General features: G+C 65.3%; 11 protein-coding genes. 10 read left to right on the top strand and 1 reads right to left on the bottom strand.

Annotated elements, in window-relative coordinates; translation table 11 throughout:
• The first annotated feature begins 152 nt into the window (after positions 1-152).
• From DLM46_RS22570 to kdpC, 5 genes are all read left to right on the top strand, one after another.
• Complete coding sequence (locus tag DLM46_RS22570) at positions 153-266, top strand: potassium ABC transporter ATPase (RefSeq protein ID WP_115104000.1); 114 nt, start codon at positions 153-155, stop codon at positions 264-266.
• On the top strand, positions 263-355 hold the full coding sequence (gene kdpF / locus DLM46_RS22565; protein ID WP_007583461.1) for a K(+)-transporting ATPase subunit F: 93 nt from the start codon (positions 263-265) through the stop codon (positions 353-355). Before DLM46_RS22570 ends, kdpF begins: the two co-directional genes overlap by 4 nt.
• The gene (gene kdpA, locus DLM46_RS22560) at positions 352-2,157 is read left to right on the top strand and encodes a potassium-transporting ATPase subunit KdpA (RefSeq protein ID WP_115103999.1); all 1,806 of its coding nucleotides are present in this window, start codon (positions 352-354) and stop codon (positions 2,155-2,157) included. The genes kdpF and kdpA overlap by 4 nt, the downstream gene beginning before the upstream one ends.
• A 67-nt stretch (positions 2,158-2,224) precedes the next feature.
• On the top strand, positions 2,225-4,336 hold the full coding sequence (gene kdpB / locus DLM46_RS22555) for a potassium-transporting ATPase subunit KdpB (RefSeq protein WP_115103998.1): 2,112 nt from the start codon (positions 2,225-2,227) through the stop codon (positions 4,334-4,336).
• 40 nt (positions 4,337-4,376) lie between these two features.
• Entirely contained in the window at positions 4,377-4,955 is a 579-nt protein-coding gene (gene kdpC, locus DLM46_RS22550; RefSeq protein WP_115103997.1) for a potassium-transporting ATPase subunit KdpC, read from the top strand.
• Here kdpC and DLM46_RS22545 read toward each other — a convergent pair.
• Positions 4,952-5,326: a hypothetical protein gene (locus DLM46_RS22545; RefSeq protein WP_115103996.1), complete on the bottom strand. Its 375-nt coding sequence runs from the start codon at positions 5,324-5,326 to the stop codon at positions 4,952-4,954. The genes kdpC and DLM46_RS22545 overlap by 4 nt on opposite strands.
• A 5-nt stretch (positions 5,327-5,331) precedes the next feature.
• Between DLM46_RS22545 and DLM46_RS22540 the strand changes: the two genes are divergently transcribed.
• The 5 genes from DLM46_RS22540 (at position 5,332) to DLM46_RS22520 (ending at position 12,934) form a co-directional block, all read left to right on the top strand.
• The gene (locus DLM46_RS22540; RefSeq protein WP_244306330.1) at positions 5,332-8,316 is read left to right on the top strand and encodes a DUF4118 domain-containing protein; all 2,985 of its coding nucleotides are present in this window, start codon (positions 5,332-5,334) and stop codon (positions 8,314-8,316) included.
• Positions 8,309-9,007: a two-component system response regulator KdpE gene (kdpE, locus tag DLM46_RS22535; protein ID WP_115103995.1), complete on the top strand. Its 699-nt coding sequence runs from the start codon at positions 8,309-8,311 to the stop codon at positions 9,005-9,007. Before DLM46_RS22540 ends, kdpE begins: the two co-directional genes overlap by 8 nt.
• Before the next feature lie 144 nt (positions 9,008-9,151).
• The gene (sugE, locus tag DLM46_RS22530) at positions 9,152-9,472 is read left to right on the top strand and encodes a quaternary ammonium compound efflux SMR transporter SugE (RefSeq protein ID WP_115103994.1); all 321 of its coding nucleotides are present in this window, start codon (positions 9,152-9,154) and stop codon (positions 9,470-9,472) included.
• A gap of 277 nt (positions 9,473-9,749) precedes the next feature.
• Positions 9,750-10,361 carry a DUF4126 domain-containing protein gene (locus DLM46_RS22525; protein ID WP_115103993.1) on the top strand — a complete coding sequence of 204 codons (612 nt, stop codon included), beginning with the start codon at positions 9,750-9,752 and terminating at the stop codon, positions 10,359-10,361.
• Entirely contained in the window at positions 10,358-12,934 is a 2,577-nt protein-coding gene (locus DLM46_RS22520) for an ABC transporter permease (RefSeq protein ID WP_115103992.1), read from the top strand. The genes DLM46_RS22525 and DLM46_RS22520 overlap by 4 nt, the downstream gene beginning before the upstream one ends.
• The last annotated feature ends 7 nt before the right edge of the window (positions 12,935-12,941 follow it).

The raw sequence follows: 12,941 nt of genomic DNA, 5'->3' as shown, positions 1-12,941 counted from the left end.
CAAGGCCCACAGACATAAGGCCGTTCCACTTCACGGTGGCGCGGCCTTTTCCGTTTACGCGATTTTTATACGCGTCCCGACATCTTTGACCAGGCCTTTACGCGCTTCGACATAACGTTCGATCTATCCAAAGTCCGTGTAGGGAGAAAAAAATGGATGTGCTGTATGTCGGGGGGCTGGTGCTGTTTTTCGCGCTGACCTTTGCATTGATCGCCGGCTGCGAAAAGCTGATGGTGTTCCGCCGTGGCCGGGGAGCGCGCTCATGAACTGGATTCTCTGGTTATCGGGCGCGGCCACCGCGCTGCTGTTCGCTTACCTCGTTTATGCGCTGCTGCGCGCGGAGGACATTGAATGAACTCGAACAATGTCCTGCAAGCGGGGCTTTTCATCGTCGTGTTGCTGGCCGCCGCGGTGCCGATGGCCCGCTACCTGAGCGGCGTGATGGACGGCAGCTCGCGCGTGGTGCGCTTGGGCGGCCCGATCGAGCGCGTGTTGTATCGCATCGCCGGCGTCGATCCGTCGGCGGAAATGGGCTGGAAGCACTACGCGATCGCCACGATCGCGTTCAACGCGCTCGGCGCGCTGTTCCTTTACGTGCTGTTGCGCGTGCAGGGCTGGCTGCCGGGCAACCCGCAACAGTTCGGCCCGATGACGGTCGACGCCGCGTTCAATACGGCGGTCAGCTTCGTGACCAACACGAACTGGCAGGATTACACGCCTGAGCAGACCGTCGGCTATCTGACGCAGATGCTCGGCTTCACGGTCCAGAACTTCTTTTCCGCGGCCACCGGCATCGTGGTGGTGATCGCGCTGATTCGCGGCTTCGCGCGTCACACGGCGCAAACCATCGGCAACTTCTGGGTCGACCTCACGCGTGTGACGCTTTACGTGTTGCTGCCGATGTCGGCCATCCTCGCGGCTCTGTTGATGAGCCAGGGCGTGATTCAGAACTTCAAGGCGTATCAGGACGTACCGACGCTGCAAACCACGACGTACGCCGCACCGAAGCTCGATGCGCAAGGCAATCCGGTGAAGGATGCGAAGGGCAATCCGGTGACGGTCGATACGCCGGTGAAGACGCAGACCATCGCGATGGGGCCGGTCGCCTCGCAGGAAGCGATCAAGATGCTCGGCACCAACGGCGGCGGTTTCTTCAACGGCAACTCGGCGCATCCGTTCGAAAACCCGACACCGTTCTCGAACTTCCTGCAGATCTTCGCGATCCTGATCATTCCGGCGGGGTTGGCCCTCGCGTTCGGCCGCATGATCGCGGACCGCAAACAGGGCGTCGCGGTGCTCGCGGCGATGACGATCGCGTTCGGCGTGTGCGTGTTCGGCGAAATCAGCGCGGAGCAGATGGGCAATCCGGCGTTTACCGCGTTGCATGTCGATCAATCGGCGAATGCGCTGCAGGCGGGCGGTAATGCGGAAGGCAAGGAAGCGCGCTTCGGTATCGCGCAGTCGGGCATCTTTACGGTGGCGACCACGGCGGCTTCGTGCGGCGCGGTGGCCAACACGCACGACTCGCTGACGCCGATCGGCGGCCTCTATCCGATGCTGCTGATGCAACTCGGCGAAGTGATCTTCGGCGGCGTGGGTTCCGGTATGTACGGGATGCTCGTGTTCGCGCTGCTGGCCGTGTTCGTGGCGGGCCTGATGATCGGCCGCACGCCGGAATACGTCGGCAAGAAGATCGAAGCGTACGAGATGAAGATGGTGTCGATCGTGGTACTGCTCACGCCCCTGCTGGTTCTCGTCGGCACCTCGATCGCAGTGCTGACCGAGGCGGGCAAGGCGGGTATCGCCAACCCTGGCGCGCACGGCTTCTCCGAAATCCTTTACGCGTTCAGTTCGGCCGCTAACAACAACGGCAGCGCGTTTGCGGGCCTGACTGTGAGCACGCCGTTCTACAACTGGCTCACGGCCATCGCGATGTGGTTCGGCCGCTTCGGCACGATCATCCCGGTGCTGGCGATCGCCGGTTCCCTCGCCGCGAAGAAACGCATCGGCGTGACCGGCGGCACGCTGCCGACTCATGGCCCGCTGTTCGTCGTGCTGTTGCTCGGCACGGTGCTGCTGGTCGGTGCGCTGACTTATGTGCCCGCGCTCGCGCTCGGTCCTGGTGTCGAACATCTGATGATGATGGGCGCCCATTGAGGCAGCCCTCGCGAACCAACGAGTGAACAGGCGCAAGTCACGCGATAACGGGAAATTCGAGGATTCAATGACTGAACATAATGCAACCAGGTCCATGTTCGACCCGGCGCTGCTGCGCCCGGCGATCGTGGACTCCTTCAAGAAGCTCACGCCGCGCACGCAGTTCCGCAATCCGGTGATGTTCTGCGTGTATGTCGGCAGCATTCTGACGACCATTCTGTGGATCGCCGCGCTCGGCGGCCAGGCCGAGGCGCCCGCGGGCTTCATTCTCGCGGTCACGCTGTGGCTGTGGTTCACGGTGCTGTTCGCGAACTTCGCGGAGGCGCTGGCCGAAGGCCGTTCGAAGGCTCAGGCGGCGTCGCTGCGCAGCGCGAAAAAAGACGTGATGGCCAAGAAGCTCAACGAGCCGCATCCGAAGGCGCCGATCCGCATTCTGACGGCGTCCGATCTGCGTAAAGGCGACGTCGTGCTGATCGAAACCGGCGACGTGATTCCGGCCGACGGCGAAGTGATCGACGGCGTCGCGTCGGTCGACGAATCGGCGATCACGGGTGAATCCGCGCCGGTGATCCGTGAATCGGGCGGCGATTTTTCGTCGGTGACGGGCGGCACGCGCGTGCTGTCGGACTGGATCGTCGTGCGGGTCACGGCGAATCCCGGCGAGGCGTTCCTCGACCGCATGATCGCGATGGTCGAAGGCGCGAAGCGTCAGAAAACGCCGAACGAAATCGCGCTGACGATCCTGCTGGTCGCGCTGACGATCGTGATGCTGCTGGCTACCGCCACGCTGCTGCCGTTTTCGATGTTCTCCGTCGAAGCCGCAAAAGCGGGACACGTGGTGACGATCACCGCGCTGGTCGCGCTGCTGGTCTGTCTGATTCCGACCACCATCGGCGGGTTGCTGTCGGCGATCGGGGTGGCCGGCATGAGCCGGATGATGCAGGCGAACGTGATCGCCACCTCGGGCCGCGCGGTGGAAGCCGCCGGCGACGTCGACGTGCTGTTGCTCGACAAGACCGGCACGATCACGCTCGGCAATCGCCAGGCGTCGACCTTCGTGCCGGCGCCCGGTTTGACCGAAGAAGCGCTCGCCGACGCCGCGCAGCTGTCGTCGCTCGCCGACGAAACGCCTGAAGGCCGCAGCATCGTCGTGCTCGCCAAGCAGCGCTTCAATATCCGCCAGCGCGATATGGCGTCGCTGCATGCGGTATTCCTCGGCTTCACCGCGCAAACGCGGATGAGCGGCGTCGACCTGTCCCCCAAGGGGACTTCCTCCGGGGCGCCGAACCGCGAGATTCGCAAGGGTGCGGCCGATGCGGTGAAGCACTACGTCGAAGCCAACGGCGGGCGTTTCCCGGCCGAAGTCAGCAACGCGGTCGCCGAAGTCGCACGTCGCGGCAGCACGCCGCTGGTGGTCGCGGAGAAAAGCGAGCAGGGCGCACGCGTGCTCGGTGTGATCGAACTGAAGGACGTGGTGAAGGGTGGCATCAAGGAGCGCTTCGCCGAACTGCGCAAGATGGGCATCAAGACGGTGATGGTGACCGGCGACAACCGTCTGACGGCCGCGGCGATTGCTGCTGAAGCGGGGGTCGACGACTTCCTCGCTGAAGCCACGCCGGAAGCCAAGCTCGCGACGATTCGTGCGCATCAGGCAGAAGGCCGGCTGGTGGCGATGACCGGCGACGGCACCAACGACGCTCCGGCGCTCGCGCAGGCCGACGTCGCGGTGGCCATGAACACCGGCACGCAGGCGGCGAAGGAAGCCGGCAACATGGTCGACCTCGATTCGAATCCGACCAAGCTGATCGAGATCGTCGAAATCGGCAAGCAGATGCTGATGACGCGCGGCTCGCTCACCACCTTCTCGATCGCCAACGACGTCGCCAAGTACTTCGCGATCATTCCGGCCGCGTTCGCGACGACCTATCCGGCACTGAACGCGCTGAACGTGATGCATCTGGCCACGCCGGCCTCGGCGATCATGTCGGCGGTGATTTTCAACGCGCTGATCATCGTGCTGCTGATTCCGCTCGCGCTCAAAGGCGTGCGTTATCGCGCGCTCGGCGCCGCGATCCTGTTGCGCCGCAATCTGCTGATTTACGGTTTGGGCGGGATCATCGTGCCGTTCATCGGCATCAAGCTGATCGATATGGTGCTGGCCGCGTTCGGCTGGGTGTGAGAGCCGCGCGTCGGGATGCCATTAAAAGGAATTGCCAATCATGAAAAATCTGTTCCGTCCGTTGATCGTGATCTTCGCGATACTCACCGCCGTGACCGGCCTTGCCTATCCCGCGGTGATGAGCGCTGTCGGCCAGGCGGTCTTCCGCGATCAGGCCAACGGCAGCATGCTCGAGCAGAACGGCAAGGTGGTCGGCTCAAAGCTGATCGGCCAGCAGTTCGATGCGCCGCAGTATTTCTGGGGACGCCTGTCGGCCACCAGCCCGATGCCGTACAACCCGACGAACTCGGGTGGCTCGAACCTCGGGCCGACCAACCCGGCGTTGACCGATGAAGTCAAAGGCCGCATCGACGCGTTGAAGGCCGCCGGCACCGATATGTCGAAGCCGGTGCCGGTCGATCTGGTGACGTCCTCAGGCAGCGGTCTCGATCCGGAGATCAGCCCGGCGGCCGCCGCCTATCAGATCGAGCGCGTGGCGAAAGCGCGTAAGCTCGCGCCGAACGATGTGCAGGCGCTGGTCGGGCGTTACACGAGTGGCCGCCAGTTCGGCATTCTGGGCGAGCCGCGCGTGAATGTGCTGCAACTGAATCTGGCGCTGGATGAGATGAAGCAAGGTTAAATGCTGGGGTTCGGGTCGGCGGCGTCCATGTGACGCCGCCTTCGCCATTTGTTGCGCCTGGCATTCGCGGTGCCTGCCAATGCGGTGGCCGCCAATGCGGTAGCCACCAGCACGGTAGCCACCTGCACGGTAGCCACCTGCACGGTAGCCACCTGCACGGTAGCCACCAGCACGGTAGCCACCAGCACGGTAGCCACCAGCACGATAGCCGCCAGCACGATAGCCACCAACGTGGTAGCCACCAACGCGGTGGTCGCCAGCAAGCTAGCCGCCAGCAAGGTAGCCGTCGTTCGCGGCGGTTCGTCGTTTGCAGCCTGTCCGCAACCGTGCCACCATGCCTGCAACAGCGCTCGCTTTACTATGAAAACCATTGAGCATGAACCGCCCCGATCCTGACGAATTGCTCGACAAGCTGCAACGCGACGAAGCGAAACGTCAGCGGGGGAAGCTGAAGATTTTTTTCGGCGCGTCCGCCGGGGTCGGCAAGACCTATGCGATGTTGCAGGCCGCGCGCCGCCGTCTGGATGAAGGCGCGGACGTGGTGGTCGGCATTGCGGAGACGCATGGCCGCGGCGAAACCGCCAGGCTGCTCGACGGTCTCGACGTGCTGCCGCTCATGCAGATCGAGTATCGCGGCCGCAAGCTTGGCGAGTTCGATCTCGATGCCGCGCTGGCCCGCAAGCCGCAACTGATTCTGGTCGACGAACTCGCGCACTCGAACGTGCAGGGCGCGCGGCATCTGAAACGCTGGCAGGACGTCTACGAACTGCTCGACGCGGGCATCGACGTCTATACGACGGTCAATGTCCAGCACCTCGAAAGCCTGAACGACGTGGTCGGCCAGATCACCGGCATTCGCGTCTGGGAGACGGTGCCCGACCGTGTGTTCGATCGCGCCGACGAAGTTACGCTGGTCGACCTGCCCGCCGAGGAACTGCTCGACCGGATGCGCGACGGCAAGGTGTATATGCCGCAGCAGGCCGAGCGCGCGGTGCGCAACTTCTTCCGCAAGGGCAATCTGATTGCGCTGCGTGAACTCGCGCTGCGCCGTACCGCGGATCGCGTCGACGCGCAGATGCGGGAATATCGCGCGGACCGTTCGATCCAGCGCATCTGGCAGGCGCGTGAGCGCCTGCTGGTGTGTGTCGGTCCCGGCCCGGAAGCGCCGATGCTGGTGCGGGCCGCGGCGCGTCTCGCGGCCAGTTTGAAAGCCGACTGGATCGCCGTGTATGTCGAAACGCCGGCGCTGCAGCGTTTGCCCGACGCGCGCCGCGAACGCACGCTGAACGCCTTGAAGCTCGCGGCCGAACTCGGCGCGGAAACCGCGACACTCGCGGGCACCGATGCGGTCGCCGCATTGATCGGCTACGCGCAGGCGCGCAACGTGTCGAAGCTGGTCGCGGGGGCGTCGTCACGCACCGGCTTGCGGCGCCGGCTGCGCCGGCCGCTTGGCGAGTGCATCGCCGAACGCGCGGGCGACCTCGATCTCACCCTGATCCGCGCGTCGTCGGAACGCGGTGGCGCCGAGCATCGCCGTTTGCTGAACACCACAGCGAACGCGTGGCGCGAGGCATTGAGCGCGGCGCGCGAGCGCCGGTCGCCGCCGCACGCCTACGGTATCGCGCTGGCGATCTGCGCGGGCATCACGCTGCTGTCGAGCCAGTTGATCGACCATATCGATCTGACGAACCTCGTGATGCTGTACCTGCTCGGCGTAATTTTCACGGCCGTGAAGCTAGGCCGCGGACCGGGTGTCGTGCTGTCGTTCCTGAGCGTCGCCGCCTTCGATTTCTTTTTCGTGCCGCCACGGATGTCGCTGTCGGTCTCCGATACGCAGTATCTGTTGACCTTCTTCGGCATGTTGCTGACCTCGCTCGTGATCAGCCATCTGACTTCGAGCTTGCGCCGCGAGGCGAGCGTCGCGCGGCGCCGCGAACAGCGCACCGGCGCGATGTACGCGATGGCGCGCGAACTGGCCGCGGCGCTGGCGACCGAGCAGATCGTCGGCATCGGCAGCCGGCACGTCAGCGAGGTGTTCGGCGCGCGTGTCGCGATCCTGTTGCCGGACAGCGTCGACCAGGTGAAGCAGAAGATCGAAGACCCCGACGCGGCGATTACGCTCGAAGGCGAGATGCTCGATATCGACGTCGGCCAGTGGGTCTACGATCAGCAGAAACCGGCCGGACATGGCACCGATACGCTGCCCGCCGCCGCCGCGCTGTACTTGCCGCTCAAGGCGCCGATGCGCACGCGCGGCGTGCTCGCGGTCGTGATGCGCAACGAAGGCGAGCTCGACGTGCCCGAACAGCAACGCATGCTCGACGCGTTCGCCGCGCAGATCGCGCTGGCGTTGGAGCGGGTGCATTACGTCGAAATCGCACGCGATGCGCTGGTCAACATGGAGTCGGAGCGCTTGCGCAATTCGCTGCTGTCGGCGATCTCGCACGACTTGCGCACGCCGTTGACAACCATCGTCGGCTTCTCGTCGATGCTCGCGCAGTCGCATGAAGCCCACCCCGACGCGCAGCCCCGCGACGATCTGGTGGAGGCGATCCACGAAGAAGCGCTGCGCATGACCGGCATCGTCACGAATCTGCTCGACATGGCGCGCCTGCAGGCGGGCAGTTTGCAATTGAACCGGCAATGGACCCTGCTCGAAGAGACGGTCGGCGCCGCCTTGCGTGCCTGCCGGCGTGTGCTCGCGAATCATCCGGTGCAGGTGAAGCTGCCCGCGGATTTGCCGCTGTTGCACCTCGATGCCGTGCTGATGGAGCGGCTCTTTTCGAATCTGTTCGAGAACGCGGCCAAGTACACGGCCGCCGACACGCCTCTGACGATCGGCGCGCAAGTGATCCTGGACGGCGGCAAGCAGTTCGTGCGCATCACCGTCGACGATGGCGGGCCGGGCCTGCCCGCCGGCATGGAGGCGCGCGTGTTCGAGAAGTTCACGCGCGGCGAGAAAGAATCGGCCAAGCCGGGCATCGGGCTCGGCCTCGCGATTTGCCGCGCGATCGTCGAGGCGCACGGCGGGACAATCGGCGCGCTCAATCGGATGACGGCGGCTGGTCGCGTCGAAGGCGCGCGCTTCTGGTTCACGCTGCCGGTGGAAACGCCGCCCGCCGCGCCTGACGTGCTGGAAGACGAGGACATCGGCGCGTTGCCCGATGATTCGGCACCGGCACCGGCACCGGCACCGGCATCGGCATCGGCATCGGCATCGGCGACGCCAGGCGGCACGACGGCGCAAGGCGAGCCCGACGCCCCGGCGGCGCAATCGCCGCAACCACGGGAGCACGCTGCCGAGGCGCCGCTCGAACTCAATTCACCTCAACACCCGCTTTCCAAGCCGACCCATGAGTGACCCCAGCATTACCGTCGTCCTGATCGAAGACGAAAAGCAGATCCGCCGCTTCGTGCGAACGGCGCTGGAAGGCGAGGGCATCGCGGTGCACGACGCCGAAACCGGCAAGCAAGGTCTCGTCGAAGCCGCGACGCGCAAGCCCGATCTGGTGATCGTCGACCTCGGCTTGCCCGACACCGACGGCCTCGATGTGATCCGCGAACTGCGCGGCTGGAGCGAATTGCCGGTGATCGTGCTGTCGGCGCGCACCCAGGAAACCGAGAAAGTCGCCGCGCTCGACGCCGGCGCGGATGACTATCTGACCAAGCCGTTCGGCGTCTCCGAATTGCTGGCGCGGATCCGCGCGCATATGCGGCGGCGCAATCAAGGCGGCGCCAACGAATCGCCGCAGGTGCGTTTCGGTACTGTCACCGTCGATCTGGCCTTGCGCCAGGTGAGCCGCGATGGCGCCGCGGTCCATCTGACCCCGATCGAATATCGGCTGCTCGCGACGCTGGTGCGCCACGCCGGCCGCGTGCTCACGCACCGGCAACTGCTGCGCGATGTATGGGGGCCATCGCATGTCGAGAGCCATCACTATCTGCGGATCTATATGGCTCATTTGCGCGGCAAGCTGGAGCGGGATCCGGCGCAGCCGGAACATATCGTCACCGAGACGGGTGTCGGATATCGCCTGGTCGGCGCGGTTTGACGCTGTCCGCAGCCCTGCTGCAGCCCTTGTGACAGGACGCCGCAGCGGCCGAGTACACCATTTTGGTAAAATTGCGGATCGTAAGGACGACCTTACGCATCCGCTACGAACGGGGACGGCCCCATCTGACCATGGAGTTGTCTCGTGTCCTGGTTGCTTCTACTAATTGCCGGTTTGCTCGAAGTCGCATGGGCTGCCGGTCTCAAAACCTCCGAAGGTTTCACCCGGCTCTGGCCGTCCGTGTTCACGGTCGCGACCGCGCTCGGCAGTTTCGTCCTGCTCGCCGTGGCCATGCGCCAGCTGCCGCTCGGCACCGCGTACGCCGTGTGGACGGGGATCGGCGCGGTCGGCGCGTTCATCTTCGGCATTGTGATGATGGGCGAATCCTTGACGGCCGCGCGGGTGGCGAGCGCATTGCTCATCGTAGTCGGCTTGATCGGCCTGAAGCTCTCGTCGGGGCATTGAGCCGTCGTTGGCAACCGCCGACCGCCGCCGACCGCCGCCGACCGACTTGCCGCCGACGACCGTGTGCGCTGCACGCGCCCTATGAGCGAGCGCCAATTGTTTGCCGCTCTGCGTTCTGCGAATTAACGTAGCTATAATGAAGTGGAATCCATCCTGAAATTGCCCGCGGCCCGTTTGGCGCGGCCGGCTTGGCGCGGGTCTGACGACTTCGGTGCGGCGGCTCCCTTTCCCTTGCCCGTCGAAGCGCCCCGCACGCACAGCGCGCCTGGAGGCGGCCATGCTTGAATCACTTTCGCTTGCTGCTGGCCTTTCATGGGGCAGCGGGCTGCGCCTCTATCTGACGGTCCTGCTGGCCGGCGTATTCGAACGTCTCGGCCTGATCCATCTCCCCGACACGCTGTCCGCACTGTCTTCGCCGTGGGTGATCGGCGTCGCAGCCGCGCTGACGGTCGCCGAATTCATCGCCGACAAAATCCCCGCCTTCGATTCGTTGTGGGACGCGATCCATACCTTTATCCGGATTCCGGCCGGCGCCGTGCTGGCCGCTGGCGCGCTCGGCCATGCCGACCCGGCGCTGCTGATGGTCGCCGCGCTTGCGGGCGGCACGCTGGCGGGCACGGCGCATCTGGCGAAAGCGGGCACGCGCGCGCTGATCAATCTGTCGCCGGAACCGGTGTCCAATATCGTGACCTCGACCGCTGAAGACGGTCTCGTGTTCGGCGGTGTGCTGCTTGCGCTGTTCGTGCCGCTCGTGTTTCTGGTGCTGATGGTGGGCTTCCTGATGCTGGCGAGTTGGGCGTTGCCGCGGCTCTGGCGCGGGGTTCAGGGCGGTTTTCGCGGGATGGCGACGCACATGGTGTCGCGTTTAGCCAGGAGCAGGCACGATTGAGCGATACGGTACGAGGTTCGACCGCGCACGTCGTATCGAAGCGCCGGTTTAGCGGCGCCGATTTGCTGCGCCAGACTATGCGCATGACGGCGCGCGACTGGCGCGCGGGCGAACTGACTATGCTGCTGCTGGCGCTGGTGTTGGCCGTCGCGGCTTTGTCGAGTGTCGGGATTCTGGCGGACCGGCTGCACCAGGGGCTCGAGCGCGACGCGCGCCGGATGATCGCTGCCGATTTCATCGTGCGCGCCGATCATCCGGTCGATCCGCAGTTTTCTCAGCAAGCCAGGGCGCTCGGTCTGAATACGGCCAGCACCACCATCTTTCCCAGCATGATCAATTCGACCGGCGCGCAGCCGGTCTCGCGCCTTGCCGCGATCAAGGCGGTGTCGCCGGGTTATCCGTTGCGCGGCGCGTTGCGGATCGCCCCCGCGCCCGGTGCGGCGGATCATCCCGCGCAATCGATTCCGCCGCCGGGCACCGTCTGGGTCGATCAGGCACTGCTCGATGCGTTGAAGCTGCATGTCGGCGGCGAGGTCAAGGTCGGCAGCCGCAGCTTCACGATCGGCGCGGTGATCACGCGCGAACTGGATCGCGGCTTCTCGTTCGTCAATTTCTCGCCGCGTTTGATGGTGCGCGCCGACGAGGTCCAATCGACCGGCCTCATCACATTCGGCAGCCGCGTGACGTACAGGTTGCTGGTAGCGGGCGCGGATGAGTCGGTCGCGCGGTTCGCCCAGTTCGCGCATGACAGGGTCGACGGCGGCAAGATGCGCGGCGTCGCGCTCGAGTCGTTGCAGGACGGCCAGCCGCAAGTGCGTCAGACGCTCGACCGCGCGAGCCACTTTCTCACGCTCGTCTCGCTGCTCACGGCATTGCTCGCGGCTGTCGCGATCGCGATGGCCGCGCACCGTTATATGCGCCGGCATCTGGACAGCTGCGCGGCGATGCGCTGCCTCGGCGTCAGTCAAGCGACGCTGCGCGCGCTCTTCACGCTCGAATTTGCCGGCCTCGGTTTGATGGGCGGCGCGGCGGGCGTGGCGCTCGGCTATGTGGGGCATCTGGTGCTGCTGACGTGGCTCGGCAGTCTGATCGATGTCGTGTTGCCGTACCCGAGCGGATGGCCGGTGCTCGAAGGCATCGCGGCGGGTCTCGTGTTGCTGCTCGGCTTTGCGTTGCCGCCGCTCCTGCCGTTGACGCGCGTGCCGCCGATGCGGGTGTTGCGGCGCGAATGGGGCGAGGCGGGGCGCACCGCGTGGGCCGCATACGCTCTCGGCATCGTGCTGTTCGCTGCGCTGCTGATCGTCGCCGCGGGCGAGCTGAAGCTCGGCGGCATTGTCGCGGGCGGCTTTGCGGGCGGCTTGCTGGTGTTCGCGTGCATCGCGCGGCTGGCGTTGTGGGGCGCTTCGCGTGTCGTGCGCAGCGAGCGCGTCAATGCGGGGATCGGCTGGCGGTATGCGCTGGCGTCGCTGGAGCGGCGCAGCAGCGCGAGCGCGCTGGAGATCACCGCGCTCGGCATCGGCCTGATGTGCCTGTTGCTGATCGCGATGACGCACAACGACCTGGTAGCCGGCTGGCGCAAATCGACGCCGCCGGATGCGCCGAATGAATTCATCATCGACATCCAGCCCGATCAACGCGAAGCCGTCACGCACTATCTGGGCGCGCATGGCCTGCCAGGCACCGTGCTCTCGCCGATGGTGCGCGGCCGCTTGCTCGCGATCAACGGCAAGCCGGTGAATCCGGACGCGTTCAAAGGCGACGATGCAAGGCGGCTCGTGGACCGCGAATTCAATCTGTCCTACACGACGACGCTGCCCGAAGACAATCGTCTTTCCGCGGGCACGTGGTACGGCGAAACGAAAACGCCGCAGATTTCGATCGAACAGGGGCTGGCGAAACTGATCGACGTAAAGCCTGGCGACACGCTGCGCTTCGACGTGACGGGTTTGCAGATCGACGCGCCCGTGACGAGTGTGCGCAAGCTCGATTGGGGTTCGTTCAAGGTCAACTTTTTCGTGCTGATGCCGCCGGCCGCGTTGCAGGATTTCCCGGCGACGTTCATCACCAGTTTTCATTTGCCGCCTTCGCAGCAGGCGACGATCGACGGCCTGATTGCCGCGTATCCGAACCTTACTGCGATCGACACCGGGCCGATTGTCGCGCAGGTGCAGCGCGTGATGCAGCAGGTGATCGGCGCGGTGCAGTTCCTGTTTGCGTTCACGCTCGCGGCCGGCGTGCTCGTGCTGTATGCGGCGCTGGCCGGCACCCGCGATGAGCGTATGCGAGAATCCGCGCTGCTGCGTGCGCTGGGGGCGTCGCATCGCCAGGTGCGGGCGGTGCAGATTGCCGAGTTTGTCGCGGTGGGTGCGCTGGCGGGGCTGATGGCGGCGCTCGGCGCACAGGCGATCGGGTGGGTGCTGGCGACCCGCGTGTTCGAGTTTTATCTGAGTTTCGATCCGTGGCTGTTGCCGGCGGGCGTCGCTGCCGGGGTTGCTTGCGCCGGTGTCGGCGGCTGGCTCAGCTTGCGGCATGTGCTGTCGCGGCCGGCATTGCAATCGCTGCGGGATGCGTGATTTTTCT

The organism is Paraburkholderia lacunae, from assembly GCF_003353175.1.
GTDB classification, from domain to species: Bacteria; Pseudomonadota; Gammaproteobacteria; order Burkholderiales; family Burkholderiaceae; genus Paraburkholderia; species Paraburkholderia lacunae.
Note: the sequence above shows the minus strand (reverse complement) of the source record. Positions and strands in the feature narration are given on the sequence as shown.

Bases quoted from the DNA above. Each gene is read 5' to 3' on its own strand.
- kdpF (WP_007583461.1), top strand. From the start codon at position 263: ATGAACTGGATTCTCTGGTTATCGGGCGCGGCCACCGCGCTGCTGTTC.
- kdpA (WP_115103999.1), top strand. From the start codon at position 352: ATGAACTCGAACAATGTCCTGCAAGCGGGGCTTTTCATCGTCGTGTTG.
- kdpC (WP_115103997.1), top strand. From the start codon at position 4,377: ATGAAAAATCTGTTCCGTCCGTTGATCGTGATCTTCGCGATACTCACC.
- DLM46_RS22525 (WP_115103993.1), top strand. From the start codon at position 9,750: ATGCTTGAATCACTTTCGCTTGCTGCTGGCCTTTCATGGGGCAGCGGG.
- DLM46_RS22540 (WP_244306330.1), top strand. From the start codon at position 5,332: ATGAACCGCCCCGATCCTGACGAATTGCTCGACAAGCTGCAACGCGAC.
- DLM46_RS22545 (WP_115103996.1), bottom strand. From the start codon at position 5,326: ATGGTTTTCATAGTAAAGCGAGCGCTGTTGCAGGCATGGTGGCACGGT.
- DLM46_RS22570 (WP_115104000.1), top strand. From the start codon at position 153: ATGGATGTGCTGTATGTCGGGGGGCTGGTGCTGTTTTTCGCGCTGACC.
- kdpE (WP_115103995.1), top strand. From the start codon at position 8,309: ATGAGTGACCCCAGCATTACCGTCGTCCTGATCGAAGACGAAAAGCAG.
- kdpB (WP_115103998.1), top strand. From the start codon at position 2,225: ATGACTGAACATAATGCAACCAGGTCCATGTTCGACCCGGCGCTGCTG.